Source organism: Alloscardovia sp. HMSC034E08 (genome assembly GCF_001813415.1).
GTDB lineage: Bacteria > Actinomycetota > Actinomycetes > Actinomycetales > Bifidobacteriaceae > Alloscardovia > Alloscardovia omnicolens.
In genome coordinates this window covers 908872-933302 of sequence record NZ_KV812468.1, presented here as the reverse complement: position 1 = coordinate 933302, position 24431 = coordinate 908872, and the positions used below count along the sequence as shown (strand labels likewise).

Genomic DNA, 24431 nt, shown 5'->3' with positions numbered 1-24431 from the left:
CTTATTCATTTATAATGAAAGATGTAAAAACACTCAAATGTGGGATTGATCAAGCTGATTGGAAACGTCAGAGAAAGGAAAATCCAACGCTATACCGTAGTTAGGTAAGGTAATTATGAAAACAAAAAAGCATAAAAATGTTATCAGAGTTTTTTCGCTTGTATTGATGTCCTTGATGCTTATGTTTATGTCATGGGCACCAATGGCATATTCCGAAAACTTGCAAGACAAACCTCAATCTGAAACGCAAATTGTTCCTCCTGTAAAGGAAGAACAATCAAGTATCAAATCCAACGAGGAACAGAGTAATGGGCTAGAGATCGGGCCGGAGATTATTGATCAACCAGTCCGTCAAATAGCTGTACAGACACCAACCATTAACCCTGTTTATCACGATGCCACAACTATTTCTGGCGCTAATGTACAACGAGCAAGAATTAACAACACGATTGTAAGAGGTACTATACATGTGACCCTAAAAGATAAGAATGGTGTAGTTAAAGCTGATCTTTCCGTTACCCCTAGGAGTGGAACACGCTGGACTGTAAATCTACTTGGCGGCCTTACTGTTGCAGAAGGCGATACCGTCACTGCCTATCAAACTTTGGGTGAAGATGTATCTCCTGTGGTGACCGCAAATGCTGAGAAAGGCTTAAACCGTAAGCACAAAGATGACCTGGAGATGCCATCCGGTGAAATCTGGATTGAACAGGCGGGAGCCGCCAATATAGTCAATGCAGAAGAACAAGAAGAAGCTTTGAGATTAGTAAAGGCCGCAAATCCTGCAATAGCTAAAGATATAAAATCTGTTAAACTAAACATTTATGGAACTACTCAACCTAAGACGGCCAAGATTAATGTAACTTATACTGATGGCACAACATCAGGTGAAATTGAGGCGCTCGATTTAATAGTTAAACCAGTAACCGAAACCTCAAGAGGAACTGTCCTTAATAAAATTACAATTGTAGATAATGTTATTAAGGGAAAATTAGAAGGAGATGGACCTTTTGATGGCATAAAAGTACAATTAGTCCTTAAAGTTAATAAGAATGGATTAGATCAATATTGCAATAAAAATAAGTGTAGAGTTGACAAAGACTCATCTGATCCAATAGAAGTAACCGTAGATTCAACTACAGGAGAGTTCACGTACACTCTTACAGGTAGGGAGAAATTAGAAGCTGATCAGGTTGTTGGTGTTTCCGTAAAAGAAAAGAACAAGTTTGTATCGTGTGGAACCTTTACTGTTACGTTGCCAACACCAAAGAAAACAGATGTTCGGGATCCTAAAAAACTAACAGAAGATGATAAAACAGCTATCATTAATGCTATTAAAGAAGCATATAAAGCGCCAGATGGCACATCTAGATTACCAAATGGAACCGGATTCTATGATGGAGCACCTGCAGTTATACAAATTGATGATAGGGGCAATGCCAAGATATTTAATGGAAATGATGTAAAAGGTAATTGGGACAATGACGGAAATTTTGTTCCAGAAAAAAATGAAGATGGTTCATACAAAATAAATGATGGGGCTAAACCAACAACAGCAATCCCCGCCAAAGATCTAGTGAAAAATATTGCGCCTAAATCTCCAGGGATTGTGGTAGATACGGATAAGGGTGAAGTAGCTATTACCCCGCCTGCCTATGAAAAAGCAGGTGATGATACCGACTTGGCATCCTACACGATTACCTATAAGGACGCGTCAGATGTCGAGAGAACCCTCAAATTAACCAGAACCGTAGACGCTAATACTGGCAACACTACCTGGACATCAGATGGTATGACCGTTGATGCGAATACTGGGGTAGTAACCCTACAGATTAAAGATTTAGCAGTCGGAGCCACCATCACGGCAACCGCTAAAGACAATGGTGGTCTTGAGGGAGACAGCGATCCTCTCACATCCGATCCAGCAAGTAAGAAACTGGAAACGGCTAAAATAACCTATGATGCTAATGGCGGTACCGGAGTCGTTGACGGTGTGGAACTTAACAAGGGAATGAAATATAAGCTTTCCGCCAATGCATTCATCGCTCCGGAAAATCAAGAATTTGACACCTGGGAAGTGGGTGGCGAAAAGTTAGCGCCTGGCACTGAAATTACGGTTGACAAAGATACACAAGTCAAAGCAATTTGGAAGAGGATCAAGCTAAAAATCACTACATCCGTAATAAACGGAACCATTGATCCGAGCTGTGATGCGTATAAGGGAGACAACAAGACCATAAACTATGCACCAAAGGATGATTACAAGCTGAAGAGGGTAACCGTTGATGGTGAGGAAGTGGATATAGCTAAGTATCCAAGTAGCTATACCTTTACGAATCTCGATAAAAACCATGAAATAGACGTTGTGTATGAACCCCCTACATACACAGTGACCTATAGCTGGGATGGAGAGGCACCGGAGGAAAAGGCTGTTCCGAAAGATACAGGCACCTACCACAAGGGTGATCACTACACCGTAGATACCACCTACAAGCCGGGCGATACGGTAAAAGGAGAGAAGGACGGTAAGAAAGGTACATGGACCTTTAGCGGTTGGACTGATCCGAACAACGGCACCATGGGTGACCAGAACGCAACCATCACGGGTTCCTGGACATTTAAGGTAGAACCGGCCAATCCGAAAGATCCACAGAACCCAGGAATGCCAGGTTCTGTAAATAAAAATACAGGACATAAGAAGGTCAATTCTCGTATACGTGCTCTACCAAAAACTGGCGATCCAACGAGTACATCATTCTATGTAGGTGTTATCGCACTAATTGGATCTGCTCTTTTGGCACTAGCACTGGGTCATAAGAAAAATAACAACCAATAAGCTAGGCAGTGCAACTTAGGGAGTTTGTAATCCCGAAAATTACGGTATAGTCGTGAAATGCGACTATACCGTAATTTGTCTTTCTTTTTTGCGGTGGCATAACTCACCTGCAGTTCCGTACGATACGCATCCTCTGCACCCTGTACTGGAATGGTATTGGTCTTAACGCTCGCGGTCATAACTTTTGTCGTCGCGCATGAAAGTGCCATCCATGTCCACGCCTATAACAGAAATCATTGCTCCTCCTTAAGCTATTGATTATATGGTATTAAAGAGGCTGTGATGAGTTACTGTGGCTGGGAGAGCGCGTTTGAGCTGGGCCGCGCGTATCGCGACAGCGAGTGGGGTATTCAGGTGCGCGACGACCACAAACAGTTTGAGTTTTTGATGATGGAAGTTATGCAGTGCGGCTCTCGAGGGAACTGATGCTTAAGAAGCGCGAAATTTTCCGCGCGTGCTTCGCTTCTTTTGATTTCGATACGGTCGCCGCTTTCACTGATACAGATGTTGAGCGGATCTTGGGCTATGAGGGGGATGATTCGGTCCGAGCGTAAAGTTCGTGTGGTGATGAATAACGCGCGCTGCTTCTAAAAGATCCGTAGCGAGTTCGGCAGTTTTACTAATTATCTGTGGGCTTATACCGATAATAAAAACGTGGTGTATAAAGGGCACGGAGACGGCGCTATTCCTGTGAGTAATTACCTGTCGGATAAAGTGAGTAAGGACTTAAAGCGACGTGGCTTTAAATACGTGAGCAGTATTACGATTTACTCGCATTTGCAAGCGTGAGGGATTATTAATGACCACGATTACGACTGCCCGTGCTATAGGGAGGTTGTGGAGAATTATCCTGTTGCGTTAAGCGTAGGTATGGGGAGAGTATGTAAGCTTGGAGTGAGAGAAGAGGGGACTATGTTCATGACCACGCAAAAACACACTCGTCTGTACGTCTGTATTTCGTTAGCTGTGGCGCTTGCTTTAGTTTTTGTTCTGTTTAAGACTCATGAGGCAAAAGTATCTGATTGTATTGCAGTGAACGATGCGTATGCTCGAGCTTTTCGAGCATATAAGGATGAGTTACGCAGCGCTGCCGACGTGAAGGAATGCGTTGAGAGTGACGATGAGGTGCTGGATAAACGAGCATATTCACAGCTGACTACAGAAATGAGTAAGAACGTGATTCGCGCAACTGCTCTGAACTGTGATATTCCATGGTGGAGAACGTTTAACTCATTTACAGGAACTATGAAGGCCCAGACTGAAGATCTGAAAGATCGCAGGCGAGAAAGCGAAGAATTGAGGCGTACAGTTGAGAATTCTCGCACGTCTCAAGTGATCCTCAAAGCGCGGTGTGCTGCACAAACTGTTCTTGAAGAAGCGAAGAAAGTACTAAACCTTAGCGACCAGGATCTTGACGCTGCGAGTCGCGAGGCTCGTGCCTCGCTCAAACGCGCTGTGGATGCGCTCACTAAGGTGTTGAACGAGAAGAAGCCAAAGCTTGAAGCGATATACAAAGCTACGCAAGCTGTGGCACAGTCCGAAGAGATGATGAATCTGAAACAAGAAGTGAGCAGTCAAGCGCGCGACGCCGGATTGAGGAGTACGTGCAGAAGTTGGGGGGAGTAAGTTTTTTTAGATGGTGTGTCGTGAGAAAAGTAACTATATCCCGTGCTATTGGGCGTTTAGTAGATAGTCTGTAATTAGGTTTGTATATCTTCACGAGTATTACCAAAGGAATTCGATATGTTTTTGAAGAGGGTAAAATAATTGAATATCTTTTATCGATTGGTTTGGCTTGGCCACTTGTATCGGTTCTACATATTTGTATTATCCTCCTCGATACGTATTGAATAGAAATAGTCAAATGGCGACTAAAACCATAGAGAAGGGGATATCATGGTCTCGGAAAGTATTGATCAGATGAATTCTTCAATAAATATTGAAGAACCGAAGAAATATGAGTTGGTGATTACAGCTGATTCCATTAGCTGTAATCACCAACAATTCTATTCAGAAAATCCGCAGCGCAGAACCGGTACAGCTCTAATAGATATATATTTTCGCTCAGGACGTGGCGAAGAAACCCATCGGGACGTTCCAAGAGAACAAGGTCGAGGTTTCCAAAATTTAGTTTGTCAAATATTTGAGAATCAGTTAGATGCCTTATCCCGTGAAGAAAAACGCGAATTTCCTATTGTGTGGGATGGTAATCGCCGTATGGTTAGGGGTTTATTCCTCGAAAGCAGAATTTGCGCAAGAGCCAAAGAATAAAGGTCTCGCACGTGATAATCATCCTCTTTATCATATTTATGAGTATGGTGACGGGCGCCAATTTGTATTTTTATTGTTCGAGTATGTTTGCAGCTACGAACCTGGCTCAAAGAATGTTTGAATCGGTGGGGTAATCCTGGGGATAGTTTCGTTGTAATTTATCGTGATCGGGCTACAAGGAAATCAAGTAAGAGTTAACACTCTTACTAATTCATATGCTTCTTCTGAAAATAAGTCTATTGATATGAAGATTAAAGACTACGCTAAGATTATTCGTAAGTCCGGCAACGCAATTTTCCGTGGTGTCCCTGGAACGGGTAAGTCATACTTAGCTAAGCAGATTGCCGCGTACATTGTTAGTGATGGATAAGTGTCTGACATGGAGGATCTGTCTGATAATCAGAAGAAGCAGATTGAGTTTGTTCAGTTCCATCCAGGCTACGATTACTCGGATTTCGTAGAAGGTCTGCATCCACGAGTCAACGAAGATGGTTCTATAGGATTCCAACTGCGAGATGGTGTCTTCAAGCAGTTCGTTTCAGCTGCACGAAAGAGTGTAGGAGCCGGGGAGACTCAGAAGAGCTACGTGTTTATTATCGATGAGATTAATCGAGGAGAGATCTCCAAGATCTTAGGAGAACTCTTCTTCTCTATCAATCCGGGCTATCGCAGTCCTTCTGGCGTAATTTCTACTCAGTATTCAAATATGCATTCCGATAACACTGAGAAGTTCTATATCCCCGAGAACGTCTACATTATCGGTACTATGAACGATATCGCCCGCTCCGTAGATAGCTTTGATTTCGCAATGCGTTGTAGGTTCCGTTTTGTCGAACTTACAGCAGACAGCCAGAAGTCTATGCTGAACGGTTTGGTGGACAAGTCGATACGTGGTGAAACTGTGACACGAATGGATAGCCTGAACGTAGAGACTGGGAAGACTGAAGATCTTAACGAGAACTACCATATTGGTCCTGCGTACTTCTTGAAGCTCAATGACTTCGGCTTTGATGACCTATGGAAAGACTATCTTGCTCCATTATTGTAAGAGTATGTTCGTGATCTGCCAGAAGAAAATGTGACGTTAGAAAAGTTCAAGAAGACATATAAGTTGCCTGAAGATCCTGCGTCTGGATCTACGGAGGGAACGGAAAATGAAGATTCAGAAGCTTAAGGACAATTCAGGTTACGAAGCTGCTGGATTACACGATATTCCTGAATTGTTGGAGCGTCTTTCTAATAAAACACTCCAACAGTTGGAAGATGATGGTGTGTTTATTTTCCTTCCGTTTATTGGTGATGCAGAAGACGTTGGCAAAACAGACATTGTTCTTTCTTACGACAAATCGAAGAAGCAATATTGTACTAGCAATGTGATGGGCTGCTTAGGGTATAAGGATGAAAGATTAACGATTGTATCTAGTTTCGGAGAAGATCAAGACTATTTCTTCTAATATTTGTTCAAGAAAGTGTTGGATATTCCGAACATTGTCAATTTGAATATCAGTGCGAAATACGGATAATCAGGTATTTAATTACTTGTTATTCCTTTTCCCATACTATTTGAAGAACGCTATGCGAAAGGGATTGTATAAGCAGTATATTAGTCGAGAATATAACGATGCTAACGTAAAGGAACAATCGATATTGCTCGCCATATTAAGAACAATACCCCGTTTATCGGGAAGATTGCGTATTCTCAGCGAGAGTTTTCATACGACAATCATGTTCTGGAGTTTGTTCGCCAAACGATTGAATTCATACGAGGTAGGAGTGACACCCGAGTGTTACTGTCCGCTATAAAGAATGAAGTTCGTCTGGTCGTCGAGGCAATACAATCGTATGAGTTTCACGATCGCCGTAAGGTTATCGCTCAGAATAAGAAGTTTTCTGTTCAGCATGCGTATTTTAACGAGTATAAGTATCTGCAACGGTTATGTTTGTTAATCCTGCAATACCGACAGTACCAGCTCGGTATTGGTGCGAGAAAGATTGAAGGTATTCTTTTCGATGGCGCATGGTCGTGGGAAGTATATGTGAGCAGTCTTATCGCCACGGAATTCTATCATCCGAGGAATAAGAATGGTGAGGGAGTTCGGCAACTTTTTACCAACGATTTTGGCAGTAAAGAAGGCCTTATTTACCCTGATTTCATCGGTACGAATCCTGACGAACATGTTATCGCTGATGCGAAATATAAGCCAAGCGAGAATATTTATGGTCGCGATTATCTTCAGGTTCCGGCTTATATGTTCCGCTTCGATGCGAAACGTGGATATTATTTGTATCCACGCGCTATAGGAGATGAGGATCAGCTTCTCAAGCTGAATCGAGGAGTAACTGTTGGAAAAGAGCTGAACCAAGGAATAGTCGATGAGAGCCCTGTACAGCCTCGTGGAGACGTTGAGGTGCGTAAGTTGGGCTTGGCAATCCCACCTGAATCCGGATCATTCTCCGATTTTGAGCAGCAGATGGAATTAAGCGAACGGCAGTTTCGTGATAAATTCATCGGTCAACTCGACCAATAGATTTACGTAGCATCGTGCATTGGGTACTTTTGTATCCGATGCACAACTCTAAAATGTACTTACTCCAGCACCGTCAGTGTTCTCTTATGTAACAGCTGTGCGTGCTGACCACGAACGTTTTTATCTGGCCACGTCATATAGGCGTAGACCTTACCGTTCGCGTAGTCCTGGATCTGGGAAACAATGAGACCTGTTTCCCAGATCCAGTTAATCATGAACTTGTCGTCGCCTAAATCGTAGGCTTCGTACGGCTCACTCTCTGTCTCGGGAACACCCTCGGCACGCTTCGAGGGCACATGCCAGGTGAGCTGTGTTTCCGAGTCGAAAGTAATTTCGAAATGATACCCAGTCTCGTAGTTCACATCGATCGTGCGACTGTGAAGTTTTCGTAAACACTCATGATTATCTTCTTAACTTTTACTCGTTAATACCGAAACCGCCGGTCCAGTTAATCTGTTCGCTGGCAGCCAGGGTCATTTGCAGGAAGCCAGTAGCTTCCATTTCGCGAGCGCGCTTTAGAGCGCCTGCATCCAGGACGTTGAGAGTGGAACCGTTCAAAGTGTCAATCAAAACCTGCTTAGCAGCCTTATCGTCGCCTGCTACAAGAACGGTTGTTGTGGTGTCGCCCACCTTGCCGCTAGCGAGGGTCGCTGCGAAGTTGGTGTTAAATGCCTTAAGAACCTTGCTGTCTGGCAACTGCTCCTGCAAGAGCTGCGCTGCAGAGCTATCGGAAGGAACGACAAGCTCGTCTCAGGTTTCGAAGTTGAGTGGGTTGGAAATATCTACAACAACCTTGCCAGCAAGCTGCTGCTTGTACTGCTGAGCGATGGAAGCGATAGTGGGGAATGGTACTGCGAGAATAACGAGGTCGCCTAACTGTTCAACAGTGTCTGCAGAACCGTAGTAATGTACAGTGTGGTTTATCTCGAGGTTGCCGCCGATAGCCTTACCCATGTTATCCTTGCCGAAAATTGTGATGTTCATAATATTCCTTTCTTAACCTCTGGTGTATGATGTTATTCATGTTACACGTTAGTATCTTTTGGTAAGTAGACACTTTTAAGTGCCTAAGAGGTGTGTCGGTGAGCACTTGTGAAGGAGAGATAATGTCAGCTGTGTTATTAGATGCAGGTTTATGTCCGGTAGCTACCACGATAGAACTGATTGGTGGCAAGTGGAAGATTTTGATTTTGCGCGAACTGCTTAAAGGTCCACAGCGTTACCGCGATTTAAAGAGCAATGTGCGCGGAGTGAGCCAGAAAATGCTTACCCAGTCTTTGCGTGAGATGGAAGCAGATAACCTGATTATTCGTACCGTTTATGCTGAGGTTCCACCACGCGTTGAGTATAAGCTCAGTTCTGTGGGGGAGAGCATGGGCACGATGATTGAAAGCATGCAGCAATGGGGACGAAGCTTCCTTGATAGTGCCGATGATGAGTATTTGCAGGATAGGTTTGGTTGGAGTGGTAAGTAGAATAGCCGTTATGCAAGAGGAGGTTTGCTATTAATTCTTCTAAGTCTGTATCTGTGTAATTGAAAGATTCGCTTGGCTGTAGACAAAGCATTTTCGAGAAAAATTTACCGAATCGATGCTTACGCTATAGTGGACTATCTTAAACAATCTTGAATGTACTTGCAAAGTTGCATCCGAAAATAAGAGGACTATACTGGGCTGAACCGTTAAGGTAAAAATTTCAGGCACTCACTCAAAAAAGAGGAATAACTATGCTAGATCAGCGCCTAACTAACAAGCAGATTGCAAGTTTTTCAAGGATAAGGAAGAAGTGCCTGCTCCAGTAACTGACGCACTTATTGCAGGTGTCCATGTTCAGCACAGTGGTGGTTCCATTGAGTGTGCGCAGGAAGAAGGTATTGAGAATCCTACTCAGTACTGGCATCTCATGGAGTCGTGGAGTGCATGAAGCAAGGATGACCAGGTCTTTGGAAAGACTATCCGCTGTGGCGAGCTCATTTTGTGGGTGACTGAAGTATCTCAAGCAGTTCCAAATGAAGAACTACAGAAACCTGTTGACGACGTACTGCGTCTGCACAATGAGCTCGGTTATGACCGTGCATATGTACAGGGAAATCAGTTAATTCAAGACGTATGCTTCGATCGCATGATTGAAGTTGGGCTGAAGAATACTGCAGAATAATCACTGTCTTACTATGAATTAAGGCTCTTGCAATTGCAAGAGCCTTTTACTTTTGAATGGAAATAAGTTAGTATTTCCATTCAAAAGTAAAATTCATATGAATGGTAATACAATGTATCGAACTGCAATAATCCAAAAAATGGAAGAGAATAATAATATTCTTACTGCTTCACAGCTGCTAGAGCTGGGTATGTCTAAGATGGCCCTAACTAATTATGTGCGAAGCGGCTTTCTTGTTCGTCTGGCTCATGGATACTACGCTCTTTCGGAAACGGTGGAAGACGATATGTTCTTGCTAGGACAACGGTTTTCATATATTGTGTTTTCTCATGAAACTGCGCTGTTTCTTAACGGTTTATCGAATCGCGCTCCATTCGTTCATTCGGTTACAATCCCTAGTAATACGTCGCTACCATCGTCGATGAATGGTGAATATAAGTGTTACTATGTGAAACCAGAACTGCATCGTGTAGGTGTGATTAAACAACAAACAACGTTTTCTCACACTGTTACCTGTTACAATCCAGAACGCACGATGTGCGATATTATTCACAGTCGCCACCGTATGGACGATGAAACGGTAATCGCTGCACTGAAAAATTACGCGCATTATTCGCATAAGGACCTAATAAAGCTAGGTGAATATGCTCAAATGTTCAACGTTGAGAGAAAACTAAGAGAATATATGGAGTTGCTGTTATGACGGCGCAATCAATGAGTTTCAAAGCGAAAATTCGCAATGAGGCTAAGCTTAAGGGAATTCCTGTGCAAGTGGTGCTTCAGAACGTTATGTTTGAGCGCTTTCTCGAAAGATTGTCGTTATCATCGTATCGCGATAAATTTATTATTAAAGGAGGTATGCCTATTTCTACCCTGGTTGGTCTAGATACTCGCTCAACCATGGATCTCGATGCAACTGTTCGCAATATGTAATTACAAGAAGAAGAACTAGAAACTGCTCTTCGTTCCATTATGTCTATTGACGTTGGAGATGCTGTCAGCTTCAAAATTACGTCAGCTAAACCAATTCGAAAAGACGATGTTTATGGTGGATATATGATGAAGATGAATGCCGTATTTCAAAACATCATTACCCCTTTATCAATCGATATTTCCATTGGAGATATCGTCACTCCTCATCCAATGGTGTGTGAATTCTGTGGCATACTGGATGAATCTGTCAGCTTTCAGATATTGGGGTATAGCATCGAAACCATTTTGGCAGAAAAGTGTGAGGCAATACTGAGCAGAGGAATAACAACTACTCGTCCGCGTGATTATTACGATGTCTATGTTCTCACGTCCACAAAGGATTACAGCCAGAGTGTGTTTCGGCAAGCTTTAAAAGCAACCGCTCAGCATAGGGGAACATGGGAACAGATTCAAGACATTCAAACGATCATAAATTAAATAGAGCAGAGTAAGGCTTTATCCGATGTGTGGGCGAGGTATAGTCGCGAGTTCTCTTATGCGAACAACATCTCGTTTCAACAAATCATCGATGCGCTCAGAAAGTTACTTGCGGAATAGAGCCTTCTCCTCCTCCTCCTCCTCGTACACTTCCATAAACTCGCTCACAAAATCTCGAACCTGCTCAAGAGTCAGGGAACTATATTGCAGCACAAAACCATCAGCAGTTTGGGCATGCTTATGGCGCACATATCGCTCGATTGGCTGCAATACAATCTCTCGCTGAGCTAAACGAGCAGAAATGTTACGTACAAAACTTTCTGGCATGCGCTGGCTATCAGTCAGTTCAAGAACGCAGTGCAAACCCGCGTCAGCGCCAACGAAACGGAAAGAACGAGCCAGAGGAGAGCTCTCGAAAGAGTCAATCAAAGTGTCACGTACCTCGCGATGATGTTTGCGCAAACGGTTCACGTGCCGCTCATACGCTCCCGAACGCATAAATTTCGCTAAAGTCAGCTGCTCTACGGTTGAGACAGTAGAAGAATAAAAACCCATTTTCTCGAAAAACTCGTCACGTAGAGAATCGGGCAAAACCATATAGCCCACGCGGAAAAGCGAACCGAGCGTGTGTGAAAACGTGTTCATATAAATAACGCTCTGCGTAGTATCGATGCTAAACAGGCTGACCAGTGGCGGTCCGGAAAAACGAAACTCTGCATCATAATCGTCTTCAATAATCAAGCGGTTCGGTGCGCTCGCAGCCCAAGCGAGTAGCTCATAACGGCGCGGAACCGAAGTGATGCGGCCGGTAGGAAACTGGTGCGAGGGCATAACGTGGGCGATGCGCGCGCCTGTCATGTCGAGAATGTCGGTGCGAATGCCATGCTCATCCATGGGAATATGTGCGGTGTGCACTTCGTGCGCGGAATATATATCGGCTAAACGTGGGTAACCTGGATCTTCCACGGCATACATGGCGGAGCGACCTAGGAACTGAATGAGCAGATTGTACAGAATTTGTGAGCCGGCAGCCACCACAATATTGTTGGCGGATACGTTCATTCCGCGCGTGGTGTGTAGTTGTTCGACAATCGCCTGACGCAGTGGTAAACAGCCAAACGGCTCAGAGTCAGGTGGTCCTTGATGGTCGAGGTCAGCAATAACCGAACGCATGGTGCTCAACCATGTTTGGTAAGGGAAAATTCCTTGAGGGAGAGCATTGGAGCTGAGGTTAATACGCCAGTTTTTTGTGACGGTAACTGGCGTGTTTGTGTGGGTAGTTGTCTGATTGTGTAAAGTTGGCGGCGCAGAAATCTTCGCCACATAAAAGCCCTGACGAGGTTTCGAATAAATATAGCCTTCGGAAGCAAGCTGCACGTATGCGTTCTCCACAGTAATAACAGAAACGCCCAGATGCTGTGCAAAAGCACGCTTGGCTGGCAGTTTCGTGTGTGCAGGCAAAAGACCGTGTGTAATATCGGCGCGAATTTGCTCATATAAAAACATGTAGCGCGTGCAATCGCCACGCGCAGATAAATCGTAGGTGAGCATGTTCTTCCTGACCTTATTGTGACCTTATAAATATTTCATAAATTGAGTATTTTCACAAAGTCACAAGGCTAATAGTCTGAATTGTGGACGGAAAAGTTCGATGCATAAGAAAAAGGTGGGGAAAATGACCGACAATCACAACGATACTCAATCACGTGTGGCTCTCAACAAGCAGCTGGCTCAAATGCTTAAAGGTGGCGTCATTATGGACGTTACCAATGCCGAACAAGCTCGTATTGCTCAGGATGCGGGTGCTTGTGCGGTTATGGCGTTGGAGCGTATTCCAGCAGATATTCGCGCGGCGGGCGGTGTTTCGCGCATGAGTGATCCACGACTGATTAAAGAGATTCAAAATGCTGTGAGTATTCCAGTTATGGCGAAGGTTCGTATTGGTCATTTTGTGGAAGCGCAAGTTTTGCAGGCTCTTGAAATTGACTACATTGACGAGTCTGAGGTGCTTTCGCCGGCAGATAACGTTTTTCATATTAATAAGAACGATTTCGATGTTCCATTCGTCTGTGGTGCTAAGGATTTGGGCGAGGCTCTGCGCCGCATTAGCGAGGGTGCGTCCATGATTCGTACGAAGGGGGAGCCGGGCACGGGTGATGTTGTGCAGGCTGTAACGCATATGCGCCTTATTCAGTCGCAAATTCGTCACGTTGTTTCCTTGCGTGAAGATGAGCTGTTTGAAGAAGCCAAGAAGCTTGGTGTGCCAGTAGATTTGCTGCGTTTTGTGCACGACAACGGCAAGCTGCCAGTCGTTAATTTTGCCGCCGGTGGAGTAGCAACTCCTGCCGATGCTGCATTAATGATGCAGTTGGGAGCTGAAGGAGTGTTCGTTGGCTCGGGCATTTTCAAGTCGGGTAACCCTCGCAAGCGTGCAGCGGCTATCGTGAAGTCTGTAACAAACTATACGGATGCAACGCTTATTGCTGAACTTTCTGAAGATCTAGGTGAAGCAATGGTGGGTATTAACGAGCAGGAGATTGAGCTGCTCATGGCTCAGCGCGGCGAATAACGCGGTCGAGGGAGAAAGCATGAAGAAAGTAGGAGTTCTTGCTGTTCAGGGCGCGTTCGTCGAGCACGAACAGCGCTTAGCTCAGCTCGGCGTTTCTGCTGTAGAACTGCGCCAAGCAAGCGATATCTCAGGCGATCTAGACGGTCTTATCTTACCGGGCGGTGAAAGTACGGTTCAATCAAAACTGCTGCGCGAACTGAATATGTTCGAACCGTTACGCGAACTGATTGACGGCGGTTTGCCCGTTCTGGGTACATGCGCGGGTTTAATTTTATTAGCTCGCGAAATAGAAAACGATGCGGTTGACGGTTTTGCGAGCCTGCCCGTGCGTGTGCAGCGCAATGCATACGGCCGTCAGCTTGGCAGTTTCCATACGCCTGCGCGCTTAAACAGTACTGATGGTTCGCGCGACATACCGGCAACGTTTATCCGCGCGCCGCGTATTGAAGCTCTGCTGGATAAAGAGGTGCAGCCTCTTGTTGAGCTAGAAGATGGAACTATTGCGGGCGTGCAGTATAAAAATATGCTTGGTCTCAGCTTTCATACAGAACTCGATGATGATATGAGTATCTATGAGCAGTTCTTGAGCTATGAGTAAACTGTGAGGCACCATAATTACAAGAAGAGGGGTAAAAATAGCTCGACAACCTATGGGATTCTTTGGCACTGGCGGGTATAAAGGATATCTCGGTATTGCCATAATGTCTTTGCAGGCATTTGCTGCTATAAACAAGGTGAAAGTGAAGCCAGAAAATATCGCAAATTATATTGAGAAAAATGGTGAAGAGCTGACTTCTAAGGACATTGAGAAACTTTACCGCTTCTGTGGCTATGAACCGCCAGAACAGTAATAGTTTTCTATGTGAGATATATTTACGCGGTAATATTCGTTAGGGTATTCTATAAAGTTAGCTTAATTGGGGAGGAAGTATATGGTATCAGTAGCAATTAACGGTTATGGAAACTTGGGTCGAGGTGTAGAACGTGTCCTCGCGCTGGCTCCAGACATGGAATGTGTGGGCGTATTTACGCGCCGCGATCCAGCAACCGTTACCACATACGGTGCGCCAGTATACGCTCTCGATAAGCTGAGCGATTTTAAGGGCAAAATCGATGTTGTCATTAACTGTGGTGGCTCTGCAACCGATTTGGAAGTGCAGACTCCAGAAGTTGCCAAGCTGTTTAACGTTGTCGATTCTTTCGATACACACGCTAAGATTCCACAGCATTTCGCTACTGTAGACGAGGCTGCTCGCGAAGCAGGTACAACTGCAATTATTTCTGCAGGTTGGGATCCAGGTCTGTTTTCTATGATTCGTGTGCTTGGTGAAGCAGTTTTGCCTCAGGGGCGTTCAACAACCTTCTGGGGACGTGGTGTTTCTCAAGGCCATTCTGACGCTATTCGCCGCATTGAGGGCGTTCTCGATGCTCGCCAATACACAATTCCTGTAGAAGAAACAGTAGAGGCTGTGAAGACGGGTAAAGATGCAGAACTGACTGCACGTACTATGCATACTCGTGAATGCTATGTTGTGGCAGAACAGGGTGCTGATTTAGAGCGTATTGAACGCGAAATCGTGACTATGCCAAACTATTTCGCAGACTATAACACTACTGTGCACTTTATTTCTGCTGAGGAACTCGCAGAAAAACACAACGGTATTCCTCATGGCGGTCAAGTGATTCGCACGGGAAGCACTGCTGAAGATGTTAACCATGCAATTCACTTCGAGCTGGCTTTGGATTCTAATCCAGAATTTACTGGTTCTGTGCTTGTAGCAACCGCTCGCGCTTGCGCTAAGAAGTCAGCAGCAGGATTGACTGGTGCATACTCTGTTTTCGATCTGAGCTTGGCAGAGCTTTCTGCACGTTCTGCAGAAGATTTGCGTGCACATTCCTTGTAAAAGCTAAGTAAAGTATTAATTGAGTATTGACTCTGGCTCGAAGTTGTTTATGCGATTTCGAGCCTTTGCTTATTTAGGTTTGATCGGTGAGATGCAGATGTGCATGTTATACTCACTATTACATGTTGAGTAAGGGAGTCTGCTGTGCAATTTTCAAACCGCTTTGCCGTTGCTATTCATATGTTTGCATACATTCATACATATGAAGGCGAAGAAAAAATGACGAGCGCCAATCTTGCTCGCAGTGTTAATGTTAATCCAGTAGTGATTCGTCAGATTCTCTCTAAGCTCAAAGCTGCGGGGTTGCTTAATAGTAGTCAGGGAAGTTCGCACATTGAAATTGCTAAGAATCCTGAAGATATTACACTTCTCGATATTTTTCGTGCTCTCGATATGATGCGCGAAGATAGACTTTTTGGATATCACAGTAATCCTTCGACTGAGTGCCCAGTGGGACGCAATATTCATGCGGTGCTTGATGATCAACTTCTTGATGTGCAACGGGCGATGGAAAATAGTCTGCAATCTGTGACTTTGGCGGATGTGTTTAAAGATACTGCTTCTTATGTGTGGCGCTGAAGTTTGTTTTATCTATACGGCTCTTACCTTTTAGGTAAGAGCCGTTGTTTTTATGCGAAGTATCACGTAACACGCCGAAAACATGTAAGTATTGACGTTACAAGAAAAAGGGTTTATAAATAGACATGTAATTATTATAGTTACATGTATGAAATGGAGATACTGAGATGACAAGCGTAGTAGTAATTGGTTCGAATGGTAAATCTGGACGTCTTATTGTAGAAGAACTTGTAAATCGTGGCTTCGATGTTACAGGTATTAGCCATGGTAATGAGAACAAGTCCCAGGCACAGCATTATGTAAGCAAAGATTTGTTTGACCTCACTAAGGAAGATGTGGCACATGCAGATGTAGTGGTCAGTGCTTTTGGTACATGGACTGAAGGAACTTTGCCTTTGCATGTAAAGGTTGTGAATCATATTTCTGATTTATTGTCGGGCACAGATAAGCGTTTCTTGGTTGTAGGCGGTGCTGGTAGCTTATATGTTGATGATGCTCATACCGTACAGTTGCTTAACACTCCAGAATTTCCAGTGCAATTCCGTCCTTTGGCTCAAGCTCAAACTGATGCTTTAGAGCAGTTGCGCAAGCGCGATGATGTGCGCTGGACTTTTGTGAGCCCTGCGGCTGATTTCCAAGCTGATGGTGAACGTGCGGGACGCTATATTCTTGCGGGTGAGAAGTTTACTGTAAACAGCAAGGGAGAAAGCGTGCTGAGCTACGCTGACTATGCTATTGCTTTTGCTGATGAGATTGAAAAGGGTGATCATATTCGCGAGCGTATTAGCGTACTAGGTGAGTAATCTAGAAAAAATACGCCATTATTGCTGGAGCTATCATGAACACTGCATATATAAAATCGTATGCGTGAACATGAATTATTGTGTAACGAGAGCGAGATGCATCTTCATCAAAGCCTTTGGATTGCATGGCTTCAGCAAGTAGTTCCGACGTTCTCATGGAATGAACGAGCATAGGAACAAGCGGTTTCAAAGAAAGCTTGCTCATGCGTATGCCGCGAGCGCGCATAGCAAGCTTTACTTGTTTGTAATCACGTTTTATAAGTGGGGCAAGATTGAAAGCGGCTAAAATCGAATATGAATAAGCAGTAGGAATATGAAGATTATCGCGTAATGAGTAAATAAATTTTTCGGGTGTGATGGTCAATGCAAATACAAGCCCTAGTCCAGCAAAAGATAAAATACGTGAAGATAGTATAAGACCTGAAGTCAATCCGTTGCTATGAGCTGAATAGAAATATCCAGTCAAAAACATTCCTGAGGCGGCTATTGCTGCAGGAATGGATGTGATAATAATACGACGAAGACGGGCATGACTGGTAAAGATAAGTAATAGGACCGAAGTGACAAAATATCCAATATGAAGGCTAATATTCGTATGCGTGGATAGCAAAAGTGCACTGATAATAGTTGCTATCATTTTCACGCTTGGGTTAATTCGTTCGAGTATCGCACAACGCATACTTATCGCAGGCATGCAAAACCTCCATCGGCAACTCGGTAAATACGATGAGCATAAGCTGTCGCTAGAGCGCGGTCATGTGTTGTCATAATAACGCTTAAATTACTTTGTGTGCATGCCTCTAGGAGCAGCTTCATAATGGCCTGTGTATGTGCACAATCTTGACCATAGGTCGGTTCGTCTAGCAACACAATATTCTGCTCGGCGGCAAGAGCAATAAGTACTGCTAAGCGCCTTTGTTGACCTTGAGAAAGTGTAAAAGGTGATTGGTCAGCATATTCTTCGAGCGAAAATGTGCTCAGTAGATCGTTAATATCTGCTGATTTGCCAGCACAATCCAAAGATGCCGTAAGCTCTTCTTTCAGTGTTTGGCAGAAAAACTGATCCGCAGGGTTTTGGAAAACTATTCCAATACGCTCGGTATCAATATGCTCCGTAAGTAGTTGAGTAAGAAATGTTGTTTTTCCTGCAGCTGAGTTACCAATAATGCAGGTAATTTGAGCATATGGGAAATGTGCATTCACAGTGAGCTGATTACCATTTCCTAGAGGAACAATCATATTTTTGAGAGAAAAAATTGACTGAGAGTTTGTTTGCGCCAACGGAGGCGCAAAATCTTCGTAGTTTTCTTGCGGCAGGAATAATCCGAGCTCCTGCATTTGTTCATGGTGTAGCTTTATATCTTCTACAGGTATTGCAGGAGTTATCTGACACGTATTATCCATAAGGTACACGTCATCAATAAGCGGTAACCATATATCAGCGCGGTGGTCAATAATCAAAAAATCTAAAGAACGTCCTGCTGCTCGTCTTTCTTGCTGAACCTGAGTGAGCAAAGCAGCTAAATCATGAGCAGAATCCTCATCAAGATTGGCAAATGGCTCATCTAGGATCCATAAGCGTGAATCAAAAAGCAGTAAACAAGCTAAAGAAGCGCGTTGTTTCTCTCCTCCCGATAAAACGCTCAGAGAGGTGTCGAGCAGATGCTCTGCATGAACTAATCGGGCTGCTTCGCTTACTTGTTCCATCATCTGTTCAGGGCAGGTATTCATATTTTCCAAACAGAACAGCATCTCATCACGTAGCGTGCGCATACAAAACTGTAGATGAGGGTTCTGGAACATCATCGACACGAGCCGACAACGGGAAGATGCAGACAGCTCTGATATGTTATCGCCATGTACTAATACGGTACCGTGCTCTATGAATCCGCCATTTTCAGGTAATAGTCCGGCAATAATACTGGCTAATGTTGATTTACCGCATCCAGACGGTCCCATCAGTAAGCAGTTGCGATTTGCAGGAACTTCAAAATTAATACTCTGAAGAACGGCATGGTGTTTACTAAAAGAAAAATCAAGATTTTTTACCTGAATAAGCGGATTCATAAAGCGTTAATACCTAATCCTTCAAATCGTTCGAAGCGTAAGAGTTTAAAATGCCAGCCTTAGCTAAGGTCTTGGTGAGTGTGTGTACCACAAAAGTGGAGAAGAACAAAGCAGATACTATACGCACAGCCAGCATCAATGCCAAAATTGGAATACTAATCTGAGAATAACCACTGACAAACCAGTTATAAACTAAAGTGATGCTGGACGCGGTAATGCTTGAAATCGCTAGCATAGTTGGAGTGAATTTCTTATAGCGTGTGAGTGCAAAAGGTAGTTCAAATCCCAAACCTTCCACTAATCCGGTAACAATAACCATCGGTCCGAAGAAATTACCCATAAGAGTTTCGAGAACTGCAGCAATAACTTCGGCAATAAGTCCAACACCAGGCTTGCGAATAACATAAATCGCGAAAGCAGCTGCCATGTACCAAATACCGAAGAATGGTTCGTATCCAAAGCTCGCCAAACCAAAAGGAGTAAGAGCTGTTGTTACGGGCACAGCAGCATAGACAGCGGCTAAATAAACCACGCCAAAAACAACGGCAGTAATCGCCATCATAAGAATATCTTTGAGTTTCAAAGTCATAATAGTGAGTCTTTCTACAATGAGTAGGAAAATTAAGTACGTGTCTTTACTGCTCGTCATCGCTTACGCTTGGGGAATGAACAGATAAGGTTACTTCGAAAATGTAGTGGTGAATATTGGAACCACAGTAGTTCACAGTCCATGCAATGTAATCGAAAATATCTTGCACGTCACCTGCTAAATATGTGTTGTAATGAGCGGTGCGTGAGTAGATACCTGCATCGATAGCATGATTAACAATGTGTGCGATATGATGCATATAATCATCAACCCCCATAGGGTAGAGAGCAATTTTCGCACGTACAGGGAAATGCTTATTGCGCATATGAGCGTTGGCAAGCTCATCATTTTCGTCTAAATATACATCGGCATCACGGTCGCCTGGGCAGCCTTTGGAGAAGGTTGCCTCCATAGTCATGTGAACGTTTGGCTGCTCGGCACCTGTGAAAAATGCTCGAACTGCATCTACTACATGAATATCGCGACCACGATAAACAGTAGACATCTCATCTGTATCTGACCAGATCTTTGAAGTATCTGTCTGAGCGATAGCGTTCATAAGAATATCAACGAAATTATCGCACATCGGGGAGGCTGAAAAACGACAGCCAGTAATCTGCAAACTTGCTCCATCGATACCGCAGACAGTATTGCCATACGTAACATGTTCAGTGGAGGTGGTCATGGTTGTAGTCTCCTTTTCTAGACCTTCTATGGTCCAGGAGACTCGTTGCACTCCTTGAGCGGTGTACACTCGTTTTGTGCTCGTCACTTCCTTCGCTGGTATTAACCAGATCAGGTTCAATGGGTTTTATTCTCAGCCACGCGACTCCCCAGGACTCGGTAAGCGTAACATAGAAAGACGACATGAGTTTGTTTTCATAATGTATTAAAGGAGCTTTCGTTTGGATATTATCCCACCGCATCATCGCCGAAATATAGCTATAACCCTAGGATTTATCGGTGGCGCCATTGACGTCTATTGCCACACTCAATTCAAAACTCTTGTTGCCACGCAAACAGGGAATGTTGTGATGATGGCAAGCGATATTCTTGATAAAAAGTACTCGTTTTTATTGCTAAACTCGTTGCTATTATCCTTTTTGCTATTGGTTTTGTAGCGGGCATATACATAAAGCAGCATGCTCGCACAGCATTATGGCGCATTTACGCACTTATTCCTATGACAGTTGCCACTGTTATTTTGCCTTTTATTCATTCGCATACCGTACTGAGCATAATGGTATTGTCTTTTGGTACCGGAATTGTAATGAATTCTTATGCTGGCACAAAGATTGAAACCGTTCCCTATACCATCATGATGACCTCAGGAAATTTCCGCCGCATGCTCAGCAGTATCTATGCTTTCGTCACTACGCCAGCAAAAAACGTAGTGCACAAGTTCGTCGCGATGTGAGTAATTATGTAATTATTGTGCTTAGTTTCTTAGCAGGAGCTTTTGTTAGTGCTGTTGCAGTGCATGTATGTGGAGCGTATGCCGTATGGCTTGTAACCCTTGCATTACTTGTTGTTTCATATCTGTATGCCACCTCGGTTTTGCGAGAAAATTTGAAGGATAAGGTATTCTAAGAGTTTCATACAGTTTGCCAGTGGGTAGCACTCTGGTTAGTATAGCTATGTGATAAAGATGGATTATTCCAAGGAAATGGTATGTGCGGTTTTGTAGGATATCTCAGTTCAAGCGTTACTGATGCTCAAGTTATTAAGACTATGAGTGACGTTATTGCTCATCGTGGGCCGGATGACTGCGGTTATTACGATAACGGATACGCGCATTTCGGCTTCCGTCGCCTCAGTATTATTGATGTGCAAGAAGGTGCTCAGCCTATTTATAACGCTACAAACGATATTGTTATTATTTTTAACGGCGAAATTTACAATTACAAAGAACTGCGTTCAGAGCTGATTGAAGAAGGCTACACTTTTAAAACACATACTGATACAGAAGTTATTCTGCATGGTTACGAAGCATGGGGAGAAGAAGGCGTCCTTTCCAAATTACGCGGTATGTTTGCTTTTACTATTTGGGATGATAACGAGAAAAAACTGTTTGGTGCTCGTGATCATTTCGGCATTAAACCGTTCTACTACACGCAGATTGGTGATGACTTTGTATTTGGTTCCGAAATCAAATCTTTCTTGCCATATCCTACGTTTAAGAAGGAAGTAAATCCTCAAGCTCTCAAAAATTATCTGGTATTCCAATACAATCCTCTGGGCGAAACCTTCTTCAAGGGAGTTCACAAGCTACGTCCAGGTCACTACTTCATCTTCAAAAACAACAAACTGACTATTAAGCAATACTTTAAGATTGAACTCGACTATAAAGACGAGGGCTTTGAGCAAACGGTTGCCAATATAGATAAGGAAGTTGAAGATTCCATTCGCTACCATAAGCGTAGCGATGTGGAAGTGGGAGCTTTTCTATCTGGTGGAGTGGACTCAAGCTATGTTGTAGCTAAAGCACATGTTGATAAAACCTTCTCAGTTGGTTTTGAGAATAAAGGTTTTGACGAAACGATGTATGCGCGCGAGCTCTCAAAAGATTTGAACATCGATAATTTTACGAAGATGATTACGCCAGATGAGTTCTTCGAAGGTGTTCAAAAAGTACAGTATTATTCCGATGAGCCACATGCCAACCTGTCTGCTGTACCATTGTATTTCTTAGCTCGTATGGCAAGAGAGCAAGTGAAAGTGGTGCTTTCAGGTGAAGGTGCAGATGAGCTTTTTGCTGGATATAACGACTATGAGATGCCATGGTTAAACCGAGCATATCGTGTTTTGCCATTCTGGTTGCGCAACTGGTTGTATAAGAAAACCAAGGATTTACCGCATTTCCACGGCAAGACGATTATTACCAAGTTTGGTGAAAAACTCGAGGATTCCTATATTGGTTTAGCAAAGATTATGAGCGATGACGAAGCAAATGATATTGTGACGTCACAGTACAAGAATCCTGTGAAGGCAAGCGATTTAACTCGTAAATATTATGACGATGTTAAAGACATGGATGAAGTATCTAAGCGTGTGTACTTAGATATGAATATGTGGATTGTAGAAGATATTCTTCTTAAGGCCGATAAAATGACCATGGCTAATTCGCTTGAGCTTCGCGTTCCTTTGCTCGACAAGGAGATGTGGAATCTTGCACGCCGTATTCCACCAAAGTATAAAGTGCATAACACTACAACAAAGTATGCCTTTAGAGAGGCTGCTCGTCGAGCATTACCTGAAGCTTGGTCGAAGCGCCGTAAAGTTGGTTTCTTGGTGCCGTTTATTAAGTACATTGAACAAGACAAGTACTATAACATCGTTAAGAGCATGTTTAATGAGCCATTTGTGGGTCAATTCTTCGATATAGGCAAGATTAATGCCTTGCTTGATGATCATTACCATGGTGTGAAAAATAATGGACGTAAAGTCTATACAATTTATACTTTCTTAGTGTGGTATAGCATTTACTTTGTTCATAACACGGTAGAAAACTCTGTACAGAACGCAGGAGTAAGCCATGAATAAAGCCGTTGTTTTAGGCTGTAACTACTATATTGGTTTAAGTATTATTCGATGCTTAGGTTCCGAAGGTGTGCCTGTGGTCGCATGTGATTACGACTTTAAGAAGGCTTATGCTGCCCGATCGAAGTATGTGAGTGAACGTTTGAACGTGCCGAGCTTGAATAAGTTCGACGCTCAAGCATGTGCTGACCTCATAGAGTATGGCAAAAAACAGTCAGAAAAACCTGTGCTTTTTCCTACTCATGATAAATATGTGGAGTTTATCGACACATATTATGATCAGCTGTCTGAGTATTTCTTAGTAAGCCAAGCAGAGAACGGTTTGAACTCTCGTGTTCTTGATAAGTGGACTTTAGGTAAGCTTGCTCAAGAACATGACGTGCGTATTCCGGCAACTATTAGCGTTAACGATGAGCAATTTGAGAGCAAAGTGCTCGGTATTGGTTTTCCTTGCATGATTAAACCAGTAGATACGGTTGTGTTTACGAAAGTTTTTAGACAGAAGATTTTCTTATGCAATGATATGGAAAGCCTGAAAAGTAGGATTGCTGCGTGTGCTGAACATAATATTGATGTTTTCGTTCAAGAACTTGTGCCAGGTTTTGATGATCATATGTTGACATATGATTTTTACATTAACAGAGAAGGTAAGACCACACATTACATGACTGCTCATAAGTTTAGGCAGTGGCCGATTAATTTCGGTGCCTCTGTTTTTACGGAGCAGAAGTATGACAAGCGCTTAGTGGAAATTGGCAAAGACTTCGTAGAAAAAATTGGCTATCGTGGTTTTGGCGAGATTGAGTTCAAAGAACACGAGAACACCAAAGAAATCTATTTGATTGAAATTAACGCGCGAACAACCAACTTTAATAATCTTATTTATAAAGTTGGTCTCAATATGCCGTATGTAGCATACCTAGATGTAACGGGACAACTCAACGAAACAAAGTTCCTTGAGCACAATACAAATTATGCCTTTATTTATGGTTTAGAAGACTTCTTTGCTTTGCTTGCTTATTCGAAAACAAAGCAGCTGTCTTTCTGGAAGGGATTCTTCCAGATTTTCACGAAGAAACTCGCACCTGCAATATTCTCATGGTCGGATCTTAAACCGTGGTGTGCTTTTAACGCTATGCTTATGGGCAGGGTGTGGCGCAAGATAACAAGGAGATAAT

30 protein-coding genes, 3 pseudogenes and 1 riboswitch are annotated in these 24431 nt (G+C 43.4%); of the genes and pseudogenes, 25 read left to right on the top strand and 8 right to left on the bottom strand.

The genetic code is table 11. From position 1 onward, the window contains the following. The first annotated feature begins 115 nt into the window (after nucleotides 1-115). From HMPREF2909_RS05605 to HMPREF2909_RS09315, 9 genes and pseudogenes are all read left to right on the top strand, one after another. Nucleotides 116-2836, top strand: a complete 2721-nt coding sequence (locus tag HMPREF2909_RS05605) for an SHIRT domain-containing protein (RefSeq protein WP_071415527.1) — start codon at nucleotides 116-118, stop codon at nucleotides 2834-2836. A 282-nt stretch (nucleotides 2837-3118) separates the two neighbouring features. Beyond that, a pseudogene (locus HMPREF2909_RS09875) lies at nucleotides 3119-3390 on the top strand (DNA-3-methyladenine glycosylase I). Between the two features lie 40 nt (nucleotides 3391-3430). Further along, the gene (locus HMPREF2909_RS09870) at nucleotides 3431-3625 is read left to right on the top strand and encodes a DNA-3-methyladenine glycosylase I (protein ID WP_210387911.1); all 195 of its coding nucleotides are present in this window, start codon (nucleotides 3431-3433) and stop codon (nucleotides 3623-3625) included. A gap of 129 nt (nucleotides 3626-3754) precedes the next feature. Then, a complete protein-coding gene (locus HMPREF2909_RS09170) occupies nucleotides 3755-4462 on the top strand; it encodes a kinetochore Spc7 family protein (RefSeq protein ID WP_168165267.1) in 708 nt (235 codons plus the stop codon). A 270-nt stretch (nucleotides 4463-4732) separates the two neighbouring features. After that, nucleotides 4733-5107, top strand: coding sequence for a hypothetical protein (locus HMPREF2909_RS05595; protein ID WP_071415525.1), 375 nt, complete (start codon nucleotides 4733-4735; stop codon nucleotides 5105-5107). A gap of 244 nt (nucleotides 5108-5351) precedes the next feature. Then, nucleotides 5352-5477, top strand: a complete 126-nt coding sequence (locus HMPREF2909_RS09625; RefSeq protein ID WP_256375717.1) for a hypothetical protein — start codon at nucleotides 5352-5354, stop codon at nucleotides 5475-5477. A 9-nt stretch (nucleotides 5478-5486) separates the two neighbouring features. Continuing rightward, nucleotides 5487-6155, top strand: coding sequence for an McrB family protein (locus HMPREF2909_RS05585; protein ID WP_246815553.1), 669 nt, complete (start codon nucleotides 5487-5489; stop codon nucleotides 6153-6155). A gap of 106 nt (nucleotides 6156-6261) precedes the next feature. Continuing rightward, nucleotides 6262-6561 (top strand): hypothetical protein, encoded by a 300-nt coding sequence (locus HMPREF2909_RS09320; RefSeq protein WP_210387874.1) that lies wholly within the window; start codon nucleotides 6262-6264, stop codon nucleotides 6559-6561. Between the two features lie 186 nt (nucleotides 6562-6747). Continuing rightward, nucleotides 6748-7635 (top strand): 5-methylcytosine restriction system specificity protein McrC, encoded by an 888-nt coding sequence (locus tag HMPREF2909_RS09315; RefSeq protein ID WP_210387910.1) that lies wholly within the window; start codon nucleotides 6748-6750, stop codon nucleotides 7633-7635. A 59-nt stretch (nucleotides 7636-7694) separates the two neighbouring features. Here the strand turns inward: HMPREF2909_RS09315 and HMPREF2909_RS05575 are convergent. The 3 genes and pseudogenes from HMPREF2909_RS05575 to HMPREF2909_RS09470 form a co-directional block, all read right to left on the bottom strand. Next, nucleotides 7695-8012 (bottom strand): annotated as a pseudogene (locus HMPREF2909_RS05575) (MoaF-related domain-containing protein); the annotation flags it as partial. Between the two features lie 40 nt (nucleotides 8013-8052). Then, nucleotides 8053-8331: an NAD(P)-binding domain-containing protein gene (locus HMPREF2909_RS09475; RefSeq protein ID WP_246815519.1), complete on the bottom strand. Its 279-nt coding sequence runs from the start codon at nucleotides 8329-8331 to the stop codon at nucleotides 8053-8055. 54 nt (nucleotides 8332-8385) lie between these two features. Beyond that, entirely contained in the window at nucleotides 8386-8619 is a 234-nt protein-coding gene (locus HMPREF2909_RS09470) for an NAD(P)-binding domain-containing protein (protein ID WP_246815518.1), read from the bottom strand. Nucleotides 8620-8741: 122 nt separating this feature from the next. On the opposite strand from HMPREF2909_RS09470, the gene HMPREF2909_RS05565 reads away from it, so the two are divergent. From HMPREF2909_RS05565 to HMPREF2909_RS09305, 5 genes and pseudogenes are all read left to right on the top strand, one after another. Continuing rightward, complete coding sequence (locus HMPREF2909_RS05565; protein ID WP_071415521.1) at nucleotides 8742-9110, top strand: winged helix-turn-helix transcriptional regulator; 369 nt, start codon at nucleotides 8742-8744, stop codon at nucleotides 9108-9110. Between the two features lie 310 nt (nucleotides 9111-9420). Continuing rightward, on the top strand, nucleotides 9421-9558 hold the full coding sequence (locus HMPREF2909_RS09165) for a hypothetical protein (RefSeq protein WP_168165266.1): 138 nt from the start codon (nucleotides 9421-9423) through the stop codon (nucleotides 9556-9558). 57 nt (nucleotides 9559-9615) lie between these two features. After that, complete coding sequence (locus tag HMPREF2909_RS09160; protein ID WP_168165265.1) at nucleotides 9616-9792, top strand: hypothetical protein; 177 nt, start codon at nucleotides 9616-9618, stop codon at nucleotides 9790-9792. 139 nt (nucleotides 9793-9931) lie between these two features. Further along, nucleotides 9932-10495: a type IV toxin-antitoxin system AbiEi family antitoxin domain-containing protein gene (locus HMPREF2909_RS05560; protein WP_084797348.1), complete on the top strand. Its 564-nt coding sequence runs from the start codon at nucleotides 9932-9934 to the stop codon at nucleotides 10493-10495. After that, nucleotides 10492-11202 (top strand): annotated as a pseudogene (locus HMPREF2909_RS09305) (nucleotidyl transferase AbiEii/AbiGii toxin family protein). Before HMPREF2909_RS05560 ends, HMPREF2909_RS09305 begins: the two are co-directional and overlap by 4 nt. Before the next feature lie 105 nt (nucleotides 11203-11307). Here the strand turns inward: HMPREF2909_RS09305 and pdxR are convergent. Beyond that, nucleotides 11308-12753 (bottom strand): MocR-like pyridoxine biosynthesis transcription factor PdxR, encoded by a 1446-nt coding sequence (pdxR, locus tag HMPREF2909_RS05550; protein WP_071415520.1) that lies wholly within the window; start codon nucleotides 12751-12753, stop codon nucleotides 11308-11310. A gap of 124 nt (nucleotides 12754-12877) precedes the next feature. On the opposite strand from pdxR, the gene pdxS reads away from it, so the two are divergent. The 6 genes from pdxS (at nucleotide 12878) to HMPREF2909_RS05520 (ending at nucleotide 17057) form a co-directional block, all read left to right on the top strand. After that, a complete protein-coding gene (pdxS, locus tag HMPREF2909_RS05545) occupies nucleotides 12878-13771 on the top strand; it encodes a pyridoxal 5'-phosphate synthase lyase subunit PdxS (RefSeq protein WP_071415519.1) in 894 nt (297 codons plus the stop codon). A gap of 19 nt (nucleotides 13772-13790) precedes the next feature. Further along, nucleotides 13791-14369: a pyridoxal 5'-phosphate synthase glutaminase subunit PdxT gene (pdxT, locus tag HMPREF2909_RS05540; protein WP_071415518.1), complete on the top strand. Its 579-nt coding sequence runs from the start codon at nucleotides 13791-13793 to the stop codon at nucleotides 14367-14369. A gap of 52 nt (nucleotides 14370-14421) precedes the next feature. Next, nucleotides 14422-14622: a hypothetical protein gene (locus HMPREF2909_RS05535; protein ID WP_071415517.1), complete on the top strand. Its 201-nt coding sequence runs from the start codon at nucleotides 14422-14424 to the stop codon at nucleotides 14620-14622. Between the two features lie 81 nt (nucleotides 14623-14703). After that, the gene (locus HMPREF2909_RS05530) at nucleotides 14704-15675 is read left to right on the top strand and encodes a diaminopimelate dehydrogenase (RefSeq protein ID WP_071415516.1); all 972 of its coding nucleotides are present in this window, start codon (nucleotides 14704-14706) and stop codon (nucleotides 15673-15675) included. A 144-nt stretch (nucleotides 15676-15819) separates the two neighbouring features. Further along, nucleotides 15820-16254, top strand: a complete 435-nt coding sequence (locus HMPREF2909_RS05525) for an Rrf2 family transcriptional regulator (RefSeq protein ID WP_071415515.1) — start codon at nucleotides 15820-15822, stop codon at nucleotides 16252-16254. A 167-nt stretch (nucleotides 16255-16421) separates the two neighbouring features. Beyond that, nucleotides 16422-17057: an NAD(P)-dependent oxidoreductase gene (locus tag HMPREF2909_RS05520; RefSeq protein WP_071415514.1), complete on the top strand. Its 636-nt coding sequence runs from the start codon at nucleotides 16422-16424 to the stop codon at nucleotides 17055-17057. 1 nt (nucleotide 17058) lies between these two features. Here the strand turns inward: HMPREF2909_RS05520 and HMPREF2909_RS05515 are convergent, their stop codons facing one another. From HMPREF2909_RS05515 to HMPREF2909_RS05500, 4 genes are read right to left on the bottom strand one after another with little or no spacing between them, the layout of a single operon-like run. After that, the gene (locus HMPREF2909_RS05515; protein ID WP_071415513.1) at nucleotides 17059-17751 is read right to left on the bottom strand and encodes an energy-coupling factor transporter transmembrane component T family protein; all 693 of its coding nucleotides are present in this window, start codon (nucleotides 17749-17751) and stop codon (nucleotides 17059-17061) included. Then, nucleotides 17739-19124, bottom strand: coding sequence for an ABC transporter ATP-binding protein (locus HMPREF2909_RS05510; protein ID WP_071415512.1), 1386 nt, complete (start codon nucleotides 19122-19124; stop codon nucleotides 17739-17741). The genes HMPREF2909_RS05515 and HMPREF2909_RS05510 overlap by 13 nt, the downstream gene beginning before the upstream one ends. Before the next feature lie 13 nt (nucleotides 19125-19137). Then, a complete protein-coding gene (locus tag HMPREF2909_RS05505) occupies nucleotides 19138-19713 on the bottom strand; it encodes an ECF transporter S component (RefSeq protein WP_071415511.1) in 576 nt (191 codons plus the stop codon). A 46-nt stretch (nucleotides 19714-19759) separates the two neighbouring features. Then, nucleotides 19760-20398 carry a YkoF family thiamine/hydroxymethylpyrimidine-binding protein gene (locus HMPREF2909_RS05500; RefSeq protein WP_071415510.1) on the bottom strand — a complete coding sequence of 213 codons (639 nt, stop codon included), beginning with the start codon at nucleotides 20396-20398 and terminating at the stop codon, nucleotides 19760-19762. Between the two features lie 69 nt (nucleotides 20399-20467). Next, nucleotides 20468-20559: riboswitch (TPP riboswitch) on the bottom strand. Nucleotides 20560-20618: 59 nt separating this feature from the next. Here HMPREF2909_RS05500 and HMPREF2909_RS05495 point away from each other — a divergent pair. From HMPREF2909_RS05495 to HMPREF2909_RS05480, 5 genes are all read left to right on the top strand, one after another. Continuing rightward, nucleotides 20619-20834: a DUF1275 family protein gene (locus HMPREF2909_RS05495; RefSeq protein ID WP_071415509.1), complete on the top strand. Its 216-nt coding sequence runs from the start codon at nucleotides 20619-20621 to the stop codon at nucleotides 20832-20834. After that, nucleotides 20789-21130, top strand: a complete 342-nt coding sequence (locus HMPREF2909_RS05490; protein ID WP_084797274.1) for a DUF1275 family protein — start codon at nucleotides 20789-20791, stop codon at nucleotides 21128-21130. Before HMPREF2909_RS05495 ends, HMPREF2909_RS05490 begins: the two co-directional genes overlap by 46 nt. Next, nucleotides 21127-21303, top strand: a complete 177-nt coding sequence (locus HMPREF2909_RS09040) for a hypothetical protein (protein ID WP_148130803.1) — start codon at nucleotides 21127-21129, stop codon at nucleotides 21301-21303. Before HMPREF2909_RS05490 ends, HMPREF2909_RS09040 begins: the two co-directional genes overlap by 4 nt. 81 nt (nucleotides 21304-21384) lie before the next feature. Then, nucleotides 21385-23256, top strand: a complete 1872-nt coding sequence (gene asnB, locus HMPREF2909_RS05485; protein ID WP_071415507.1) for an asparagine synthase (glutamine-hydrolyzing) — start codon at nucleotides 21385-21387, stop codon at nucleotides 23254-23256. After that, complete coding sequence (locus HMPREF2909_RS05480; RefSeq protein WP_071415506.1) at nucleotides 23249-24430, top strand: carboxylate--amine ligase; 1182 nt, start codon at nucleotides 23249-23251, stop codon at nucleotides 24428-24430. Before asnB ends, HMPREF2909_RS05480 begins: the two co-directional genes overlap by 8 nt. Nucleotide 24431: the final 1 nt, after the last annotated feature.